Source organism: Janthinobacterium aestuarii (assembly GCF_051380835.1).
GTDB classification, from domain to species: domain Bacteria; phylum Pseudomonadota; class Gammaproteobacteria; order Burkholderiales; family Burkholderiaceae_D; genus Janthinobacterium; species Janthinobacterium aestuarii.
On the sequence record NZ_JBNYXU010000007.1, the window covers coordinates 118,912 to 136,988 of the forward strand.

At 59.3% G+C, this 18,077-nt stretch carries 21 protein-coding genes and 2 pseudogenes; 15 read left to right on the forward strand and 8 right to left on the reverse strand.

The genetic code is table 11. The features are described from left to right. The first annotated feature begins 61 nt into the window (after positions 1–61). Positions 62–1,129, forward strand: a complete 1,068-nt coding sequence (locus ACQ4WO_RS19100; protein ID WP_436482791.1) for an SDR family oxidoreductase — start codon at positions 62–64, stop codon at positions 1,127–1,129. Positions 1,130–1,217: 88 nt separating this feature from the next. Here the strand turns inward: ACQ4WO_RS19100 and ACQ4WO_RS19105 are convergent, their stop codons facing one another. From ACQ4WO_RS19105 to ACQ4WO_RS19115, 3 genes are all read right to left on the reverse strand, one after another. Further along, positions 1,218–2,180, reverse strand: a complete 963-nt coding sequence (locus tag ACQ4WO_RS19105) for an SMP-30/gluconolactonase/LRE family protein (RefSeq protein WP_436482792.1) — start codon at positions 2,178–2,180, stop codon at positions 1,218–1,220. Between the two features lie 102 nt (positions 2,181–2,282). Continuing rightward, the gene (locus ACQ4WO_RS19110; protein WP_436482793.1) at positions 2,283–2,525 is read right to left on the reverse strand and encodes an Imm32 family immunity protein; all 243 of its coding nucleotides are present in this window, start codon (positions 2,523–2,525) and stop codon (positions 2,283–2,285) included. Positions 2,526–2,530: 5 nt separating this feature from the next. Continuing rightward, on the reverse strand, positions 2,531–3,280 hold the full coding sequence (locus ACQ4WO_RS19115) for a hypothetical protein (RefSeq protein ID WP_436482794.1): 750 nt from the start codon (positions 3,278–3,280) through the stop codon (positions 2,531–2,533). Between the two features lie 252 nt (positions 3,281–3,532). On the opposite strand from ACQ4WO_RS19115, the gene ACQ4WO_RS19120 reads away from it, so the two are divergent. The 5 genes from ACQ4WO_RS19120 to ACQ4WO_RS19140 all read left to right on the forward strand — a co-directional run bounded on the left by ACQ4WO_RS19120 (position 3,533) and on the right by ACQ4WO_RS19140 (position 7,591). Then, positions 3,533–3,769, forward strand: a complete 237-nt coding sequence (locus ACQ4WO_RS19120; RefSeq protein WP_282406083.1) for a hypothetical protein — start codon at positions 3,533–3,535, stop codon at positions 3,767–3,769. A 245-nt stretch (positions 3,770–4,014) separates the two neighbouring features. Continuing rightward, a complete protein-coding gene (locus ACQ4WO_RS19125; protein ID WP_436482795.1) occupies positions 4,015–5,307 on the forward strand; it encodes a hybrid sensor histidine kinase/response regulator in 1,293 nt (430 codons plus the stop codon). A 72-nt stretch (positions 5,308–5,379) separates the two neighbouring features. Beyond that, the gene (locus ACQ4WO_RS19130; protein WP_436482796.1) at positions 5,380–5,796 is read left to right on the forward strand and encodes a hypothetical protein; all 417 of its coding nucleotides are present in this window, start codon (positions 5,380–5,382) and stop codon (positions 5,794–5,796) included. Continuing rightward, positions 5,793–7,238 carry an ATPase domain-containing protein gene (locus ACQ4WO_RS19135; RefSeq protein ID WP_436482797.1) on the forward strand — a complete coding sequence of 482 codons (1,446 nt, stop codon included), beginning with the start codon at positions 5,793–5,795 and terminating at the stop codon, positions 7,236–7,238. Before ACQ4WO_RS19130 ends, ACQ4WO_RS19135 begins: the two co-directional genes overlap by 4 nt. A gap of 110 nt (positions 7,239–7,348) precedes the next feature. Next, positions 7,349–7,591 (forward strand): hypothetical protein, encoded by a 243-nt coding sequence (locus tag ACQ4WO_RS19140; protein WP_436482798.1) that lies wholly within the window; start codon positions 7,349–7,351, stop codon positions 7,589–7,591. 48 nt (positions 7,592–7,639) lie between these two features. Here ACQ4WO_RS19140 and ACQ4WO_RS19145 read toward each other — a convergent pair whose 3' ends face one another. Further along, positions 7,640–8,797, reverse strand: coding sequence for a sensor histidine kinase (locus ACQ4WO_RS19145; protein ID WP_436482799.1), 1,158 nt, complete (start codon positions 8,795–8,797; stop codon positions 7,640–7,642). Positions 8,798–9,118: 321 nt separating this feature from the next. On the opposite strand from ACQ4WO_RS19145, the gene ACQ4WO_RS19150 reads away from it, so the two are divergent. Next, a complete protein-coding gene (locus ACQ4WO_RS19150) occupies positions 9,119–9,958 on the forward strand; it encodes a hypothetical protein (protein ID WP_436482800.1) in 840 nt (279 codons plus the stop codon). Positions 9,959–9,971: 13 nt separating this feature from the next. Then, complete coding sequence (locus tag ACQ4WO_RS19155) at positions 9,972–10,421, forward strand: GTP pyrophosphokinase (protein WP_436482801.1); 450 nt, start codon at positions 9,972–9,974, stop codon at positions 10,419–10,421. Between the two features lie 42 nt (positions 10,422–10,463). Here the strand turns inward: ACQ4WO_RS19155 and ACQ4WO_RS19160 are convergent, their stop codons facing one another. Together ACQ4WO_RS19160 and ACQ4WO_RS19165 are read right to left on the reverse strand one after the other, a co-directional pair. After that, a complete protein-coding gene (locus ACQ4WO_RS19160; protein WP_436482802.1) occupies positions 10,464–10,883 on the reverse strand; it encodes a hypothetical protein in 420 nt (139 codons plus the stop codon). Further along, complete coding sequence (locus tag ACQ4WO_RS19165) at positions 10,880–11,605, reverse strand: hypothetical protein (protein WP_436482803.1); 726 nt, start codon at positions 11,603–11,605, stop codon at positions 10,880–10,882. Before ACQ4WO_RS19165 ends, ACQ4WO_RS19160 begins: the two co-directional genes overlap by 4 nt. Here ACQ4WO_RS19165 and ACQ4WO_RS19170 point away from each other — a divergent pair. The 5 genes and pseudogenes from ACQ4WO_RS19170 to ACQ4WO_RS19190 all read left to right on the forward strand — a co-directional run. Beyond that, positions 11,567–11,908: pseudogene (locus tag ACQ4WO_RS19170) on the forward strand (phage portal protein); the annotation flags it as partial. The gene ACQ4WO_RS19165 and the pseudogene ACQ4WO_RS19170 overlap by 39 nt on opposite strands. A 42-nt stretch (positions 11,909–11,950) precedes the next feature. Beyond that, positions 11,951–12,166 carry a hypothetical protein gene (locus ACQ4WO_RS19175; RefSeq protein ID WP_436482804.1) on the forward strand — a complete coding sequence of 72 codons (216 nt, stop codon included), beginning with the start codon at positions 11,951–11,953 and terminating at the stop codon, positions 12,164–12,166. Positions 12,167–12,610: 444 nt separating this feature from the next. Further along, the gene (locus tag ACQ4WO_RS19180) at positions 12,611–13,000 is read left to right on the forward strand and encodes a DMT family transporter (RefSeq protein ID WP_436482805.1); all 390 of its coding nucleotides are present in this window, start codon (positions 12,611–12,613) and stop codon (positions 12,998–13,000) included. Between the two features lies 1 nt (position 13,001). Then, on the forward strand, positions 13,002–13,592 hold the full coding sequence (locus ACQ4WO_RS19185) for a TetR/AcrR family transcriptional regulator (protein WP_436482806.1): 591 nt from the start codon (positions 13,002–13,004) through the stop codon (positions 13,590–13,592). After that, entirely contained in the window at positions 13,585–14,418 is an 834-nt protein-coding gene (locus tag ACQ4WO_RS19190) for an NmrA family NAD(P)-binding protein (RefSeq protein ID WP_436482808.1), read from the forward strand. Before ACQ4WO_RS19185 ends, ACQ4WO_RS19190 begins: the two co-directional genes overlap by 8 nt. Before the next feature lie 511 nt (positions 14,419–14,929). On the opposite strand, the gene ACQ4WO_RS19195 is transcribed toward ACQ4WO_RS19190, so the two are convergent. Further along, positions 14,930–15,418, reverse strand: coding sequence for a PIN domain-containing protein (locus ACQ4WO_RS19195; protein ID WP_495542771.1), 489 nt, complete (start codon positions 15,416–15,418; stop codon positions 14,930–14,932). Continuing rightward, positions 15,415–16,482 (reverse strand): helix-turn-helix domain-containing protein, encoded by a 1,068-nt coding sequence (locus ACQ4WO_RS19200; RefSeq protein ID WP_436482810.1) that lies wholly within the window; start codon positions 16,480–16,482, stop codon positions 15,415–15,417. The genes ACQ4WO_RS19195 and ACQ4WO_RS19200 overlap by 4 nt, the downstream gene beginning before the upstream one ends. 233 nt (positions 16,483–16,715) lie before the next feature. Between ACQ4WO_RS19200 and ACQ4WO_RS19205 the strand changes: the two are divergent. Both ACQ4WO_RS19205 and ACQ4WO_RS19210 read left to right on the forward strand, forming a co-directional pair. Beyond that, positions 16,716–17,603: pseudogene (locus tag ACQ4WO_RS19205) on the forward strand (phage portal protein); the annotation flags it as partial. Continuing rightward, a complete protein-coding gene (locus ACQ4WO_RS19210) occupies positions 17,600–17,815 on the forward strand; it encodes a hypothetical protein (protein WP_436482811.1) in 216 nt (71 codons plus the stop codon). The pseudogene ACQ4WO_RS19205 and the gene ACQ4WO_RS19210, both read left to right, overlap by 4 nt. Positions 17,816–18,077: the final 262 nt, after the last annotated feature.

Genomic DNA, 18,077 nt, shown 5'->3' on the forward strand with positions numbered 1-18,077 from the left:
ATCGCGGATAAGAATTTCTGTCCGCTATATCATGGCTTTTTACACAGGCACTGGAGCATCCATGAACAAGCACGCATTGATTATCGGCGCCAGCGGCGTTATCGGCAGCAATCTGGCCACGCATTTGCTGGCGCAGGGCTGGCAGGTGACGGGCGTCTCGCGTGGCCGCACGCCCGTGCCAGCCGGGTGCGTATCGCTGCAACTGGATGCCACGGATGGCGCGGCGGTCAGCGCCGCCCTGGCGGGCCTGGACGCCAGCCACGTCTTTTTCACGGCCTGGGCGCGCCAGGCCAACGAGCATGAAAACATCCGCGTCAATGGCGCCATGGTCGCCAATGTGCTGGCCGCGCTGGGACCCGCCGGCCACTTGCGCCATGCGGCGCTGGTGACTGGCCTCAAGCACTACCTGGGACCGTTCGACGCCTATGGCAAGGGCAGCGTGCCCGTCACGCCGTTCCGCGAAGAGCAGGGCCGGCAAGCGGTCGAGAATTTTTACTATGAGCAGGAAGACCGGCTGTTCGACGCGGCCGCGCGGTATGGTTTTACGTGGAGCGTGCACCGCCCGCACACCATCATCGGCTACGCGCTGGGCAATGCCATGAACATGGGCCTGACCCTGGCCGTGTATGCGAATCTGTGCAAGGCCGGCGGCCAGCCCTTCGTCTTTCCGGGTTCGCCCGCGCAATGGCATGGCTTGTCCGACATGACGGACGCGGGGCAGATCGCGCGCCACCTGGCGTGGGCGGCCGAGAGTCCCGCTGCGCGCAACGAAGACTTCAATATCGTCAATGGCGATGTGTTCCGCTGGAAGTGGCTGTGGCCGCGCCTGGCCGCCTACTTCGGCGTCGAGGCGGCCGATCTGCCAGAGGTTATGGCACCGCTGGCCGACCGCATGCAGGACGCGCCCGCGCAGTGGCGCGCCATCGCCGAGCAGCACGGCCTGGTGGAGGCTGATGTCAGCCGCCTCGCTTCCTGGTGGCATACGGATGCCGACCTGGGGCGGCCGATGGAAGTGATGACGGACATGGGCAAGAGTCGCAAGGCGGGCTTTCTTGCTTACCAGGATACGCAGGATGCCTTCATCGCCCTGTTCGAGCGCCTGAAGGCGGAGCGCGTCATTCCCCGCTGACCTGGTCGCGGCCAACCATGTCGTCGGCTTACGCCGTTCCGGCTAAGCCGACCTACGGGCCATCGTGGTAAGCCGACATCCCTATATGCTATTCGGGCTTGCGCCGCTCCTGCGCCCGCTGCCACTCCAGCCCCGGGCGGTCGACGCGGAATTGCAGCAGCCGCCCCTGCACCACTTCCGTCACGTAGGCCGTACGGCCATCGGGGCCGCCGAAGGTGATGTTGCTGGGCTTGGCGCCGGGCACGCTGATCTCGCGCAAGATGCGTCCCTGCGGCGACAATTTCACGACGCTGCCCTTGCCGTAGCGCGTCACGTACAGGTTGCCGTCGACATCCACGCGCATGCCATCCATGCCGAAATCGTCGAACTTGATCAGCAGGCGCTTGCCGCTCAGGCTGCCATCTGCGGCGATGTCGTACATCCAGATATTGCGCTGTACGCTTTCATTCACATACAAAATCTTGCCATCGGGACTGACCTCGATGCCGTTGGCCGTGCCCATGGTGTCGAGCGCCAGGGTTACCGTGCCGTCGGCAGCGATGCGCCATACGCGGCCCGTGTTTTCCTTCCAGTTCGGATCGCTTGCATACAGCACGTCGTCTTGCGTGATGGCGATGTCGTTCGGCTGCGTCATGCGCGGCTCGCGCGCGTGGATGGTGAGCGCGCGCGTGGCCGGGTCGACCAGGTAAATCGTGTGTTCCATGTAATCGGCCAGGTACATCTGGCCACGGCTGCCGAAGCGGATGCCGTTGGCGATGCTGTTGCCTGGCAGGGTGAGGTACACCTCGCCAGTGCCGCCGGGGCTGACCTTGCCGATGGTTTGCTGGCGCGCAAAGTTAACGGCATAGATATTGCCATCCGCATCCACGGCCGGGCCTTCGATGCCCTTGGTAAAGGAATGCGCGGGTGTGAAGGTGGTGGTGAGGAACAGTGCTTCGTGCGCGGGCGGGCTGGCGCAGGCGGACAGGTTGGCCAGCGCGGTGGCCAGCACAGCGGTGCGCAGCCAGGGCAGGGCGTTTCGGGAATGGGGCATGGAGGAGGATTGATGCATGGAGCGATCTCTGTGTAGCAGCGGTGGCGTATGTTACCCGACGCGCGTTTACCGGGGCGCCAGTCTAAGCCTTACCCCAGGCCACAACCCCAGGCCGCCACCCTAGGCCGCCACCACGACCAGGTCGGGGAAGTCATCCTGCCAGCCAGGCCATGCATCTTGCAAATGGGCGTGCATGCCGACGCACTCTTGCGCCAGATCAAACTCGTCGGCGCTGGCCAGCAGAAAATGGGCGATGGAGCGCAAGGTGGCCGGGTCAGCGTGGATGGTCACGTCGGAGCAAGGCAGGGGCCGTTCGGTGGCCTGGTCTTGCAGATAGCAGTGCAGCGATAAATGTGGAGTCATAGGTGTCAATTGTCGATGTGAGAGCCCAGCATGGCGTGCGCCAGCAGGTCGGCGCGGGCGGCTGCTTGTTCTTCGCCGCTTAAAAACCAGAGTGTCTTGCCGTCGCGTGCTTCGCAGTGGCCATGGGCCTGCATCGCCGTGCGCAATGCCAGCAGTCGCGCCGGCGGCAGCGCATCGAGCCTGGACTGGCTGAAGGTATTGATCGGATATACGTCGCGTATGTGCTCATACTGCAGCCCTTTGCGTTTGATGGCGCCCCAGTTATTGCCGGGGTCGCAGCGGCCAAAGGTCAGCGGATGGGCCGCATCAATCTGCCGATAGCCGCGTGCGTAGCCGCTGCCATAGCCCAAGGTTTCGCTGTAGCCGTACACATAATCGCAATGCTCGAGTAGGCCGGGTATGCTTGCTGCGCCATCGAACAGCTGTTGCAAGGTAAGCTTACTGGCGCGCATCGCCAGCAGTAGGGAAAACTTGGGCGCATACACGGCGAGCGCGTCGCAGTTCGTGATCTCGTCGGCCTCGTCGGACGGCACGATGCGCGGTGAAAATAGTTCGATGCTTTCGGCATCGGGTGCGTTCAGGGTTTTCTCGTAGTTTTTCTGCGAGAACTTGACGACCTTGCCGCTCTTGCTGCTGTAGCGCTCGACGCGCTCGCCCACGTGCTCAAACCAGGCAAACAGCTGAGCGCTGGCCGTGGCGAGAAGGAGAGGCCTATTCTTGCTGAATTCGCCGACGAGGAAATGGTATTGGTCCATAGGGCAATGCGGGGGAGGGTTGCGACAGGCGCATTTTTGCACGGGATACGCAATGCTGCCAATGCGTACGTGCGGCCCCCTCCTTCCAGCGTCCTGATACGTATGTGTTTGATTTAAATGCAATTCAAGCCGCATTGCGGTTACTATAAGTCTGACTATACTGACAGCAGTGGTTCTTGTTCACGGCAGCGCTGCTAAAATGCTCGCCCATCATTGCTGCCACCACTGCGCAGGCAATCCCACGGAGGCCTCATGTCTTATGCGAACCCCACCACCCACAATGGTTTCCTTATTTCAGCCTACGCCTGCGAACTGCCCGAGGGGTGCTGGCAGGGACAGCTGGTGCTGAGCAAATGCGGCTTTGAAGATGTCCGGCAAGCCAATCTGGAAAATCGCAGCACGCAGCATGAAGCGGAGCAATCGGCCCTGGCCATGGGGTGGCAGCTGGCCAATTACGTGCTACCCCTGCGCACTGTTGACGATAAGTAATCTAATTCTTTCATTTCGTAAGGTAAATAGAGTATCGTGTTCACTCAGTTGGAAAGCAATACACCGTATGCAGCAATAGAGCTGGCGTGCGCGGCGATGCCTGAGTGAACGCCGCTACACGAAGAGTTGTCCTTGAGGCCGGCCCCCACAGGCCGTACACCGTTACCATGCACCACACAGCACCTTTGCCGGATCCTGAGGATGCGCTCGCCCAGCAGTTACCCTCAGAGCAAAATCTGCACGCCTTGCATAGCCGCGAAGTCAAGCTCCTGCGCGAGACGATCAACCAACTGCTGATCATGGCCAAGACGCAGGTGCAGGAAAAGGATAAATCCGACGCCTTCGGCCTGCTAATCATGCAGTTGCGTGAAGCGAATCAGAATCTGGTGCTGGCGACGTTTGGCGCGCAGGATATGCAGGCGTCCGCCGAAGCGACTACCCTGCGCCAGACGGAATTCCTGGCCATGCTCGCGCATGAGTTGCGCAATCCCCTGCAGCCTCTGGCGATGGCCAATGACTTGCTGGCCAAGAAGATCGACCTTGATCCCCAGTTGGCGCACGTGCATGGCGTGATTGGCCGCCAAGTGGCGCACATGGTGCGCCTGATCGACGACTTGCTCGATGCCTCGCGTGTCAGCAGCGGGAAGATCACCTTGCAGCTGGCGCCCATCCTGCTGAGCGACATCGTCGCCAGTGCCGTGGAAGTTGGCCAGGCCAGTATCAGCCAACGCCAGCAAGTGCTGAGCGTCAGCCTGCCGGACGAACCCTTGGTCATCGAAGGGGACTTGGTACGCCTGACGCAAGTGTTTGCCAACCTGCTCATCAATGCCAGCAAATTTACGCACGAGTTTGGCCACATCGACATCGTCGTCAAACGCCGCGATGATATGGTGGAAATTGCAGTCAGTGATGATGGCGCCGGCATCGCCCTCGATATCCAGCCCTTCATCTTCGACCTGTTTACCCAGGGTTTCCGTTCGCTGGAACGGGCGCAGGGCGGCTTGGGCATAGGCTTGTCTCTGGTGCGCATTATTACCCAGTTGCATGGCGGAACCGTGGATGTGTTCAGTGCCGGGGTCGGCTTTGGCAGCCAGTTCGTCTTGCAGTTGCCTTTGTCGTCGCTGGCGCCGCCGTCTCCCGGCATTGACATGGAACGGGAAACCCATCCTTTGCCACGGCGCATATTGCTGGTCGAGGATAATATCGATGCGGCGGAAGTGCTGGCGCTGCTGCTGACGCAGGACGGCCACCATGTCGACGTGCGCAACGACGGCCCCAGCGGCTTGCGCGCGGCGCTCGATGCGACCTATGATGTCATCGTGTGCGATATCGGCTTGCCGGGCATGGATGGCTTCCAGGTCATCAGTTCTGCACGCGCGGCCCTGGCGGCGCCGCTGCCGTGCTTTATCGCTACGTCGGGATACAGCCAGCTTGGCGAGTTCGACCGCGCCAGCGAGGCAGGGTTTGACCATTACCTGGTAAAACCCATCAATATCGACGCTTTGTCGAAGATAATCACGGCAACGGTTCCGCGCTGATGGGCGAGGAAATCCAGATGCTTTTGTTTAACATGGTCAATGCACCGAAAACCGCAGAGAAAAGATCCCATTATGGCCACAGTCCATGAACAGCGGCAGCGCAGGATAGAGCACGCGCTGCGACGCGAACCAGGCGCGGTGGTAGACGTCAGTATTCGTCTTTGGGAGCAACTGTCCACAGAGCTGAGTCAGATTATTGGCGAGCGGGGTGTGGAATCGATGTATGCCCGCAGCCTGCATCAGAGCCAGAAGCAGTTCAGCTGGTTGACGCCCCATTCGCCGCAGGCGCTGGCGGCGGCCATGGCTGCCTTGCGCACCAGCTTGGCAAGCCAGGCGGACACCGTCGCCTGCACGGCAAGCACGGCGATGTTGATGCACTTCATCGATACCCTTATTTTATTAATTGGCGAACTCTTAACGAATAGCATCCTCCTCAAAGCCTGGGGTGATGACGTTGTGAATAATGCTGGAACGGAGTCGAACGAATGAAAAAAGTCACCATCCACCGCCTGGCCACTGGCGTGCCGGGGTTGGACGAATTACTGGGCGGCGGAATACCGGAATTTTCCTTTAACCTGGTGGCGGGCACGCCCGGTAGCGGCAAGACGACGCTGGCCCACCAGATCATGTTTTCCCTCGCCACACCGGAGCGCAAGGCGCTGTTTTTCACGGTCCTGGGCGAGCCACCGCTGAAGATGCTGCGCTATCAGCAGCAGTTTCCCTTCTTTGATGTGGAAAAGATCAACCAGTCGATCAAGTTCGTCAATCTGTCGGCCGACTTGCTGGAAGGCGATTTCGACCGCGTGCTGGCGCGCATTGCCGAAGAGGTGGAAGCGTTCTCGCCCAGCTTGGTCTTCGTCGATTCCTTCCGCTCCGTGGTGCAGTCGGCCAAGGCCATGGACACGGGCGCCGCCGGCCTGCAGAATTTTGTGCAGCAGCTGGGCGCGCAAATGACCAGCTGGCTCGCCACGACCTTCCTGATCGGCGAATACCTGGCCCCCGAGGCCGAGTCCAGCGCCGTGTTCACGGTCGCTGACGGCATCCTGTGGCTGTCGCAGCTCGTGCACCGCGATGCCATGGTGCGCAAGATACAGGTGGTCAAGATGCGCGGCCAGGCGCAAAGCCTGGGTGCGCATACCTTCCGCATCGACGACAATGGCATCGAAATCTTTTCCCGTGCCGTGCTGAAGACCAGCGGCATGCAAGAGGTCAGCATTTCCGGCAATGAACGCCTGTCGCTGGGCGTGCCGGAACTCGATGCCATGATGGGCGGCGGCTTGCCGGCCGGTTATTCGCTGCTGCTGGTGGGGCCGTCCGGTTCCGGCAAGACCGTGTTGGCCACACAATTTCTCGCTGAAGGCGTGCGCTGCGGCGAGCCGGGCGTGATCGCCGCCTTCGAGAAAAGTCCGAACCAGCTGCTCAGCCATCATATGAATACCCTCGTCAGTTCCGGTCAGATCGGCGTGATCAATACGCGCACCCTGGATTTGTCGCTCGATGAAATCCTGCATGACCTGGTGGGCATGATCACGCGCATGAAGGCCAAGCGCGTGGTCATCGATTCGCTGTCCGGCTTTGAAATGGCGCTGGCATCCATGTTCCGCGAGGATTTCCGCGAATCGCTGTACCGCCTGGTGGCGGCCTTGACGGAAATGGGTGTCTCGGTGCTGATGACGGCCGAGCTGGAAGACCAGTACACCGTGCTGCGCTTCAGTTCCTATGGCAACGCCTTCCTGTCCGACGCCATCATCATGCAGCGCTACATCGAGCTAGAAGGCCAGTTCAAGCGCGTGGTATCGGTGGTGAAGGTGCGCGGTAGCGGTCACAGCAAGGATATCCGTTTCTACGATATCGATTCCGGGGGCATGAAGATAGGTAGCGCCCTCAGCCAATACCAGGGCATCCTGTCGGGCGAGCCTTACCGGGCCTAGGCGATGAGGCGTATGATGGAAGTGCGGCCATGCCGGCGGTGATGGCTGTACACGCAGAGGAGACGAATGCTGCGTCTTCTGTGTTTCAGAGCTGATCAAGAGGAGATATGATGGACAAACCCGAATTCATCCTGGCCGCCAAGGCCATGGAAACGCTTGAGATGTATCAAACGTTTTACGGCCACTCCAGCGAATACCAGGCGCACCAGCAGGAAGTGCTGAAGTTGCTGCGCCACAAGGGCGCGTCCTTGCTTGTTTCCGAGCATGGCCCGGCGAAGTTCCTGTTCGCCTTTGCCGATGCGCTGGAAGCGGCCAGCTTGCCGGGCGAGTATGTGCCGCTCAGCCGCAGGTAGGGCGAGCCTGTCCCGGCAGGGGATGTTGACCTCTGCCGGGACCAGTCCCTAGCCGCCGTTCCCTCTGTCGTTCAGCGACACCCTGGGCAGGCGCACGGTAAATACCGTGCCGCATTCCAGGCTGGACTCGGCGCCGATGGTGCCGCCGTGCGCACTGGCGATTTCACGCGCGATAAACAGACCCAATCCGATACTGGTGGCATTGGGCGCTTTGTGTTCGTCGGAAATGGCCAGTTGCACCAAGGGATCGAAAATGGTCTTCAGCGAGGCTTCCGGGATCTGGCGGCCGAAATTCTTGACTTGCACTACGGCTCTATCGGCATCGCCGCGGGCCGTGATGGTCACCGGCTGGTCGTCGGTGCGATATTGCGCAGCATTGTTGAGCAAGTTGGAAAACAGCTGGGCCAGGCGAGGCGCATCGAAGTCGCCGATCATCTCGCCCGTGGCGCTCAGTTCAAACTTGCATTCCGGGTGAGCGGCCGAGGCATCTTCGACGGCTGTCTTGCAGATTTCCCCGATATCGCCCAGGGTGGGCGAAACGGGCATGTTTCCACCCAGCTGCGTCCTGGCGAATTCCAGCAGGTCGTTCACCATGGTTGTCATGGTGGCTGCGCTGCGTGCAACCCGTGCACCGATCTGCACCGTCGTGGAAGAAGAGCTCGCGCTCGGCCTGCTCAGCAGCGCACCTGCCATCGTCATCGTGCTCAGCGGACTGCGCAGATCGTGGCTGAGGATGGCGAGAAAGGTATTGCGGGTGCGGTCGCTCTGTTGCGAGTAGCGTATGGCCGATTCCTGCAGCGCCTGGTCTATCGCTTCATTGAAGCGCAAGATGTCGTCCGTTGCCGTTTTCGACGCCACCGACACCTGTGCCATCCACAGTCGCAGGACGCTGGCCCGCATCGCGCGAAATTCCGCCGTCAGCTGAGGCAGCGTGAATCCGATCTGTTGGCGCAGGGAGCCATGTGTTGCGGCTGCGGTTTCCTTGCCCGCTATCTCCGAGACGCCCGTGGTCGATTTCTTTTTTCGTTGCGCCGCGTTCTCGATGACGTCCATGTCGTGCACGATGGTTTCCAGCATCTGCTTTGCATGATCGCGTAATTCTGCTTTCGAGATGGCGGCTCCAGGAATGGGAAGCGACCTGGCGAAGAGTTCCCACTCTTCCAGGATAGGCTCCAAATTTCCGGTAATAAAGCGTGATAGTTTCACGGTAGACCAATGCGTTGATGTAAGAGGAGCCAGTGTACGCCGTTGGGGCGAGGAATGGGGTATTGCGCATGCGCAGGACGTTGCGAAGACTATTGCTGGAACGGGTGGGGAGTTGAATTGTTTCGTATTCCGTTCCATCTGGAATGGCGGTATTGCAAACAATGACAAGCTGGAAGCGGATTCCTTGAAGGCCCTGATCAGCGTGCCTGCATGGCGCGTTTGCCCCTTGCTTTCGGCTGCGCGTGCGCCAGTCTGATTCATGTACAATCGGCAACATACGGATCGACGCATCCACCCCTTTATTGCGGAGTACGCCCAAGCTTGACACAAACATTGCAAACCTGGCTGCTGGCCTGGCGGGAAGCCTTCACGTGCATGGGCCTGGGACTGCGCGATGCGCGCCATGCGGGGCTGTGGTGGCGCTCCGCGCTGTGGTGCATGGCGGTCGTGGCGCTGTGGCTGGGACTGTATAACTACTTCGGCCGTTTTTTTGTCGAGCTGAGCGCCATGCTGGCGCTGGTGTCCGTCACCGGCTTGCTGGGCCTGGGCGTGATGGATGGCGTCGGGACACTGGCCAACGGGCCTGCCACGGTGTCTCAGATGGGCAATATCGCCGGCGGCCTGGGCAGCGCCGCCAAGGCCATGCTGTCGATCGGCCAGATCGCCCTGGCACTGCTGGCGCTGGCTGCTTTTTTCTATGTGATGGTCTTTATCGTCGGCGCCATCGGCACGGCGCGAGTGCCGCTGCGCTGGCTGTTGCTGGAGCGCGCCAAAGCGGTGGCGGCGCGCCGCTATGTCGAGTGGCAACCGCCAGCCGGTGTGGAGTTGTCTGCCGCGCGCGACGCCTGGCGGCGTCGCCTGTTGCTGCTGCTTTCCCTGCTGATCCCGGTGTGGGCCATGTGCGTGCTGATCTCGTATTTGCTGGCCTGGAATGTCCAGATGATCTACGGCGCGGCGGCTGAAGAGGTGCTCGGCGCGGAACAGCAAGCGGCCTTGCGCCGCGAACAGCGCCCGGCGATTTTTGCCCTGGGGCTGCTGCTGTGTTTGCTGATGCTCGTACCGGTCCTTAATTTACTGCTGCCAGCCTTGCTGTGCACCAGCGTATGCCATTTGCAGCGCCGCGGCTGGCGCGCAACGCGAACGTCAACCAAAGTGGAGTGAACAAGGAGTGAACATGAGTGAACACGCAAGTCGCGGCACCCTGGAGCGCGCGATTGAAATTGCCGCCACCACCCATGCCGGCCAGACGGACAAGGGCGGCGCGCCCTACATACTCCACCCCTTGCGCGTCATGCTGCGCGTCGCCCCCGGCGCCCAGCAGATAGTCGCCGTGCTGCATGACGTGGTGGAAGACAGCGACGGCAACGTCACCTTCGACGACCTGGCACGTGAAGGATTTTCCCAGGAAGTCATCGACGGCGTGCGCGCCGTGACCAAGGTCGAAGGCGAGTCGTATGAGGATTTCATCGCCCGCGCAGCGTTGAACCCGGTGGGCAAGGCCGTCAAGCTGGCTGATCTGGCTGAGAATAGCGATCTGTCGAGGATAGGGGAGCCGACGCAGAAGGATTTGGAACGGGGGGAGAAGTATCGGAAGGCTATTCAGCAACTTATGTCGCAGCAATGATTCTTGAATGCCGAGATCGTACCGGGTGATCTGCCCCCGGGGTCACCGGGTACGACCCAGAGCCTTGCGGATAGCCTGTTCGACGGGGCGGTCTATCAGCGCCAGGACGATAACCACGACAGCGGTAATAATGAGCCCCTCCAGTAAATCCGGATCCGGGAAAAGTTGCAGATTGGCGATAGCAGCGGGCACTGTTGCACGCTTCCAGAGTAGGAGCACCAGAGCGGCGCCAGCGGCGAGCAGCATGGCCGCTCGACGCTGATGCAAGCGGGCGATTTGCCCCATCAGCAGCAGCGCGATACCCCACGCAAAAGGATAGAAGCCGTGGTCGAACAAGATCATGCGTTCATCGTAGTATGCGCCGGTGCACCACGAAAAATGGGAGAAGCCGAAAAGACCATAAGCGACGAGGGCCGCAGCGAGCACGAGGAAACTGGAGGAAAGCAGGCGAGCAATTTTCATGGTTGGGATTTCTTTGCCAATGCTTCTGAATCGCGCTCGACCAGGTGGAGCTTCTGCTTGGTTACTTTGATGAGCTTGCCTTTGCTGAATATAACTCGCTGGCCATGCCTGTAATCCTGCTCATTATTTTTCTCGCCGCCGCCATTGATGTTCGGGTTGGCCTGGTCGGCGTGACCGATAACTACGGAGGCAGACTTGCCCGCTTTGGCAAGTTGCGTTGAGAAGTCCGCCGTGATGTTGTCGTCGTCGGACTCGGTTCCGGCCGTCTTGCACCCATGTAATTCAATCTTCGCGTTGGTGGCGAACTTCGCAAATGTAATCTCGCCAACGAGCGCAGATCCCTTCGTCCAGCCAGCGGCATTGAAAATCATCCTCGTGCGCGAGCGGTAGAGACTTGAATTGTGTAATACATAGCGGAGCGCCGCGTTTGTCGGTGGAGCCGCCGTGGTCAGGTACAGCGCCTGCATGCCGCCATGCGTGAAGAGGTCCACCGACCTGATGCTGCCATCTTCTTGCCCGTTGATATGCTTGATAATGTCTTGGGCCACCCGGATCTGGTGCCGTTCAATAGTGCTGGACTTGTCGTTTGCTTTGTAATCTTTCATGACATTGAGAGTTACCCATTCGAAGGCGCTATTGTCGCCTGGTGTCGCTGCGCCACCCCATAAAAGTAAGCGAACTTTACGCTGTTCCGCCGCAAGTACTACAAGAACGGCTCGCACGCCGGTTTCGTGTTCTACATGACGGACGCCGCCGCCAACACGCAGGACGAGGACAACCTGCGCCAGGCCATGCGCGACAGCAAGGGGCCGGGCAACTTCCGCAACCTGTTCATGTACGCGCCGAACGGCAAGAAGGACGGTATCCAGATTCTGCCGGTGTCGGACGTGGCCGCCAAGGACGAGTTTTTCAACATCAAGAGCGTCACGCGCGACGACCAGCTGGCCGCGCACCGCGTGCCGCCCCAGCTGATGGGCATCCTGCCGAACAATGCCGGCGGCTTCGGCGCCGTGGAGCCTGCCGCGCTTCGCCCCGTATGATCTGGCAACGGGTGGGGAGGGCACAGCATGAGCGACCACATCGACAACACGGACAAGATTATCTTTGCCGAGGTGGCGCGCGGCCTGGCCGCCGATCGTGGTCGGCCCGCCTTGGTGGCGCATGGCTGCTGCCACTACTGCGACGAGGCGCTGGCGCCCGCGCTGCTGTTCTGCGATGTGGACTGCCGCGACGACTACGACAAGGAGCAGGCGGCGATGATCCGCGCCGGTCGCCCTGGATGACCGCCACGCCGCGATAGCGGGCGGGGCAGGGCCGCTGATAGCCTAGCCGTGCCAGAGCGCCCCAGCCACCGCACAAGCCGCCCATGAGGCGGCTTTTTCACGTCCCGAGGAATGATGTTGCCCTGGAGGTAAGAAAAAGGCCCGTTTCGGCCCGGCGCGCGCAGTTGTCCCCCCTCCACACCTGCCCGCTAGTTAGGGCTCTTTTGACTCAAATTTGCGCCATGGCCGAAGGCGCATGGGGACTGGCGCGGCGGGGCGAAGAGGGGGCATGCGATTTGACGCATTTTGACGCACTTTGAGCGGTTTTTCGCGCAGGTAATGAATGGCGTGAAACGGATGATGTTTTTGTCTTGACGGGGCTGTATCGCAGCCGGATAGGGGCTGTAGTGAAGGGCTTTGATAATGGTGATAGTACACACTTTCAATTGAAAGATACCAGACGGTATGTTACCTTTGCACACATCTTCAATCGTGAACAGTTTTATTCAAATGAATCCAAATTTATTATCGTGGGCGGCTTTGGGCGGCGCCATTGCGTGCGAGGTGGCCGGCACCGCGTTCCTCAACAAGTCCGAGCAATTCAGCAAATTGGCGCCGACCTTGATCTCCCTCGGGCTGTATGGCGTCTCATTCTATTTACTTGCCCAGGCACTCAGGACTTTGCCGATTGGCGTCGCGTATGCGATATGGGGCGGCCTGGGCATCGTACTCACCGCGATTGTCAACATCGTGGTGTTCAAGCAGCGGCTCGACTGGATTGCCATGGTCGGCATCGGCTTCATCGTGGTCGGGGTGATTATCGTGAACGGCTTCTCTAAAGCAAGCGGGCATTGACATGGCATCTGCTTACGAACGTCGAAAGGATCCTGAAGCGGTGCGTCGTGCCTTGCTCAATTGTGCCGCGTTGATCGCTGGTCGCGAGGGTCTCGCCGCCGTGACAGTCGCAGGTGTGTCGGCAGCTGCAGGCGTGACCAAGGGGGCGCTCTTCCACCATTTCGCAAATAAACAAGCGATGGTCGATGCGATGGTCGACGGGTTGATGCAGGAGCTGGACGCGGCACTCGACGACTTGATCGCCGCCGACCCGATGCCGCGCGGTAGCTTTACCCGCGCCTATGTCCGCGCCGCACTGTCTATGGATGACGACACCACACGCATTTGGTCTGCTCTTATTAGTTCGCTGACTGCGGAGACCCTGATGGCAGCTCAATGGCACGCCTGGCTGGCGCAACGATTGCGCCGCCATGCTGACACCGACGCAGGAGAACTTCTAGAGGTCGTCAGGCTGGCGGCCGATGGCGCCTGGTTTACTTCGCTAAGCGCTGGCGCTTCGGCAAGGGATCTGGACCTTCCAGCGATCAGAGCGCGCTTGATAGCCATGACTTTTTTAACCACCGCAATACCCTTAGGAGAGCATCATGTCTGACAGTCCAATTCTCGTCACCGGCGCCACCGGCAAGACCGGCAGCCGCGTCGCCGCCAATCTCACGCAACAAGGGTTCGCCGTCCGCGCCGTTTCGCGCAAATCGGCGGTGCGCTTCGACTGGGACGATGCATCGACCTGGCAAGCTGCGCTGCAGGGTGTACGCGCTGTGTACATCGTACACCCCGGTTTGGGCTTTGACGGTGCGACTGAGCAAGTGGGTGATTTCGCCCGTGCAGCTGCAGCTGCCGGTGTGAAAAAGGCTGTGCTGGCTTCGACTCCGGACGACGGTAGTGAGTTTTCACAAGCCATGCGCGCGGCAGAATATCATATCGTCAGCGCCGGCTTGGACCTGACCAGTCTGCGCCTGCGCTGGTTTTTCCAGAATTTTAGCGAAGATTTCCTGCTCCAGCCCGTACGCTCGGGCGAGCTACGTCTGCCCGCAGGGTCCGGAAAGGAAGCGTTTGTCGACGCGGATGACATCGCCGAGGTGGCGGTTGCCGCGTTGACGGGTGATCGCCACAATGGCCGCAAGTACGACCTGACTGGCCCTGGCCTGCTGAGCTTTGCAGAGGTGGCGCAGGAAATTACGTCGGGGGCGCAACACCCTCTCTCGTATGTGCCGCTCGATCCCGCTACCTACGTTGCCGAGCAAGTCGCGCAACAGGTGCCGGAGGAATGGGCTTACTCTTTCAGCGTTCTTTACCAGGACATCGCTAACAACAAGTTGGCGCAAGTCTCGGGCGACATCGAGGCTGTGCTTGGCAAGCCGGCGCGCGATTTTTCCAATTTTGTTTCGGCAATGGGGAAAGCCGGGGTCTGGAAGTAATCCGGCTTGCGTCATAGCTTTAACGCCTATGCTATTCCGTTGTGGCTCACCCGTGCGCTGCGTTTCATGCGCAGTACACCCGCGCCACTAGAAAAGAAACGAGGGTCAGGTCCGTCATTCGCACACGGCCTGAGCAGCTGGTGTTGTTGGTAGGAAACCGCCTGCGGCGCAAGAGCTAGCCAGAGGAATCGGAGAGGGTTGCGCTTGCAAGCGCAACCCGGTTTTGCGGCTATCGGACGAGCAGTGCTCGTCCCCCGCAAAACCCCCGCGCCCGTACCGGACGCGGATTGATGCTCGCGTTCTGCATGCATGGAATAAATAAAAAGGGCCTCCTCGCCAAAACGGGGAAGCCCTTTTTATTTATTCAGTGGTGGAGACGGCGGGAATCGAACCCACCGCAAATGCAGTGTTCTATAGCGATGCGCTTGATTAGCTGGCATTTTGCAGACATTACAAAAAATCGTCACGAAGTAGATGTCGGTCTAAGCATCGCCCCCATTAATGCAGCACGTCAAATTTGCCAGTTAGCAATGCGTAATGCGCACTCTTGTCGGGGCAGTCTTGCGCCGGCAGCAAGCATGGCTTGCAAGCCCATGGCGGCTTGTATTTTTGTCACAATATTTACTTCCACGAGTCTGTCGAGCAGCCATAGTGCTCCGTGGACTTGTAAACCATCTTTTGCCGCTTGTTTTCTGAGTTGTCCATCACCCGTCAAAAGAGGACGCCCAGTAGACTTGGCTAAAAAGTAACATGATACATCAGCGAGTGAACTATTGTTATGGGCGTCGGTAAGTTCAGATAGGCTCTCGACTGAATCTTCATCCAGTTCCACAACGCACAAACCCATTTCAGTTAACTCATCATGATCAAAGTCATTGAGCTCGAACAGAACAAAGTCAGTACAGCAAAGCGTGAATGGAAGTTGAAACAGCACTTCCAACATTCCCGCGTGTCTGAAGTCAATTAGTATGTTTGTGTCACTAATGTAAACTAAGTTCATTCATGCACCAGTGCGCCACATACCCCAGCATCAAGTTGACTGATCGGAATTTGAAGGAATTCGGCTGCTCGTGAAACCGTAATCATCCCTTCGGCCAGAGCCCGAAATACTAAGGACTCAAAGCGACGAGGGCGTTCGCTAGGCAAAGCCCCCGGTTCCATCCTTCTCCACCCGTTCCCAGACATAGTAATGGTTATCGCTTGGTATCCGGCTGGACTTAGCAGACCAAGATCCTTGAGGCGTCGAACAATCGCTTGCATTGAAATACCGTAGAGCTCTTTTGCATTTAGCAGCTCTTGGGGGTGAACTCTTGAACGAGTATGCCCACCGAACTCGACCTTCACCTGTGCTGCGGGGAACAGAAATGCGCCGGCAAAACGATGACAGCATATTTCTTTGATCTTGTCATCCATTGACTCTGGAAGTTCCATGACCCAGTGACCTAGTTCATGTGCTGCAGTGAAGCGCATTCGCTCACCTGGACGATCTTTGTTGAGTGAAATGAGAACATTGGTTTCGTCATGGGACGCGGCGCACGCGCCATCAAAGTCCTCAGATACACTCAATAAGATTATTTTGATGCCGTGGAACTCCAGGAGATCAGTAAGGTTGGCAATTGCGTCTCCGCCGATTGCCCACCGGGCACGTAAAGTGTTCGCGGCCTCTTCGGCTTCCTCAACCGAACTAACTTTTAATGACCTTGGAGGAAGTACAGCTGCTCGTACTGATTCGTCAAAACACATTTCCAGTGAAAGGTATCGCTCCAAGTGGTCGTGCATGAGTTCGCTAACTTGCGCCTGCCGATAGAGTGGCATTTTGGCAAGTTTTCTAAACTCAAGCGGCGCAAGCGATACGGTTTCTTTTCGGAAAAAATACTCCGGCTTTACCTCTAAAGCTCTTGCCAACTTGAGGATTCTTGCGGAGTTTGGGGCCATCTTCCCGCTCTCAAATTTGCTCAGTGCTTGCTTGGTGATATCGCCCATTTTTTGGGCGACGTCATCTAACGACAGGCCTCGCGAAACGCGTGCCCGTCGAATTCTCTCATTGATTTTTGACTTTTCCATGGTTGACAAAATACGTATTTATTCATGATTTGTCAACCTAAATCATAGTGTTTGCACATTGCGAAAAAGAAAGAAAATTGCATGTCGCCGTGCGTTTATTGCAATATTTCATTACGCCAACTTCCCGGATGCGATCTGATCAAAATAAGGGGAGTTAAATTTTGGCAACATTCCCAAATAGTATTTCAGCACGGCTCCCTGCTAATGTATCTGCATCCGGCATCCAACGCCCATACGAGCCGCCCATCAACCTGGCCGGCCTGGCCAAGTCCTTCAATGCCGGCGTGCATCACTCCAGCGCGATCCACTTCAAGGCCAACGTGCTGGCGTCCACGCTGATGCCCAGCAAATACCTGTCGCGCGACGCCTTTAAACGCCTGGCGCTCGACTTCCTGACGTTTGGCAACTGCTATCTGGAAGACCGGCCCAGCCGCAGCGGGCGCCCGCTGACGTTCGCGCACGCGCTGGCCAAGTACATGCGGCGCGGCATCGACTGGGACACGTATTTTTTCGTGACCAATCACGGCACGGCGCACCAGTTCGAAACGGGCCGCGTGTTCCATTTGATGGAGCCGGACGTGAATCAGGAGCTGTACGGCGTGCCGCAGTACCTGAGCGCGCTGCAATCGGCCTGGCTCAACGAGGCGGCCACCCTGTTCCGCCGCAAGTATTACAAGAACGGCTCGCACGCCGGTTTCGTGTTCTACATGACGGACGCGGCGGCCAACACCCAGGACGTGGACAACCTGCGCCAGGCCATGCGCGACAGCAAGGGGCCGGGCAACTTCCGCAACCTGTTCATGTACGCGCCAAACGGCAAGAAGGACGGCATCCAGATTCTGCCCGTGTCCGACGTGGCCGCCAAGGACGAGTTTTTCAACATCAAGAGCGTGACGCGCGACGACCAGCTGGCCGCGCACCGTGTGCCGCCGCAGCTGATGGGCATCTTGCCTAACAATGCCGGCGGCTTCGGCGCCGTCGAACCAGCCGCGCGCGTCTTCGCGCGCAACGAGCTGGTGCCGCTGCAGGCGCAGTTCATGGCGATCAACGAGTGGGCCGGCGTGGAAGTGGTGAAGTTCGCCCCATATGACCTGGGCCTGGGCAAGGAGGGCGCGCAATGAGCGACCACGTCGACAACACCGACAAGATCATCTTTGCCAAAGTGGCGCGCGGCCTGGCCGCTGTACGGCGGCGCACCGCCCTGATGGCGCATGGCTGCTGCCACTACTGCGACGAGCCGCTGACGCCCGGCCTGCCGTTCTGCAACGTCGATTGCCGCGACGACTACGAGAAGGAGCAGGCGGCCAAGGCGCGCGCCGGCCGCCCAGGATGACCGCCACGCCGCGATAGCTGGCAGGGCGGGGCTGCGATAGCCCGGCCGCACCGAAGCGCCCAGCCACCGCACAAGCCGCCCATGAGGCGGCTTTTTCACGTCCTGATGAATGGTGTTGCTCTTGAGGCAAGAAAAAGGCCCATTTCGGCCCGGCGCGCGCAGTTGTCCCCCCTCCACACCTGCCCGCTATATAGGGCTCTTTTGACTCAAATTTGCGCCATGGCCAAAGGCGCATGAGGACTGGCGCGGCGGGGCGAAGAGA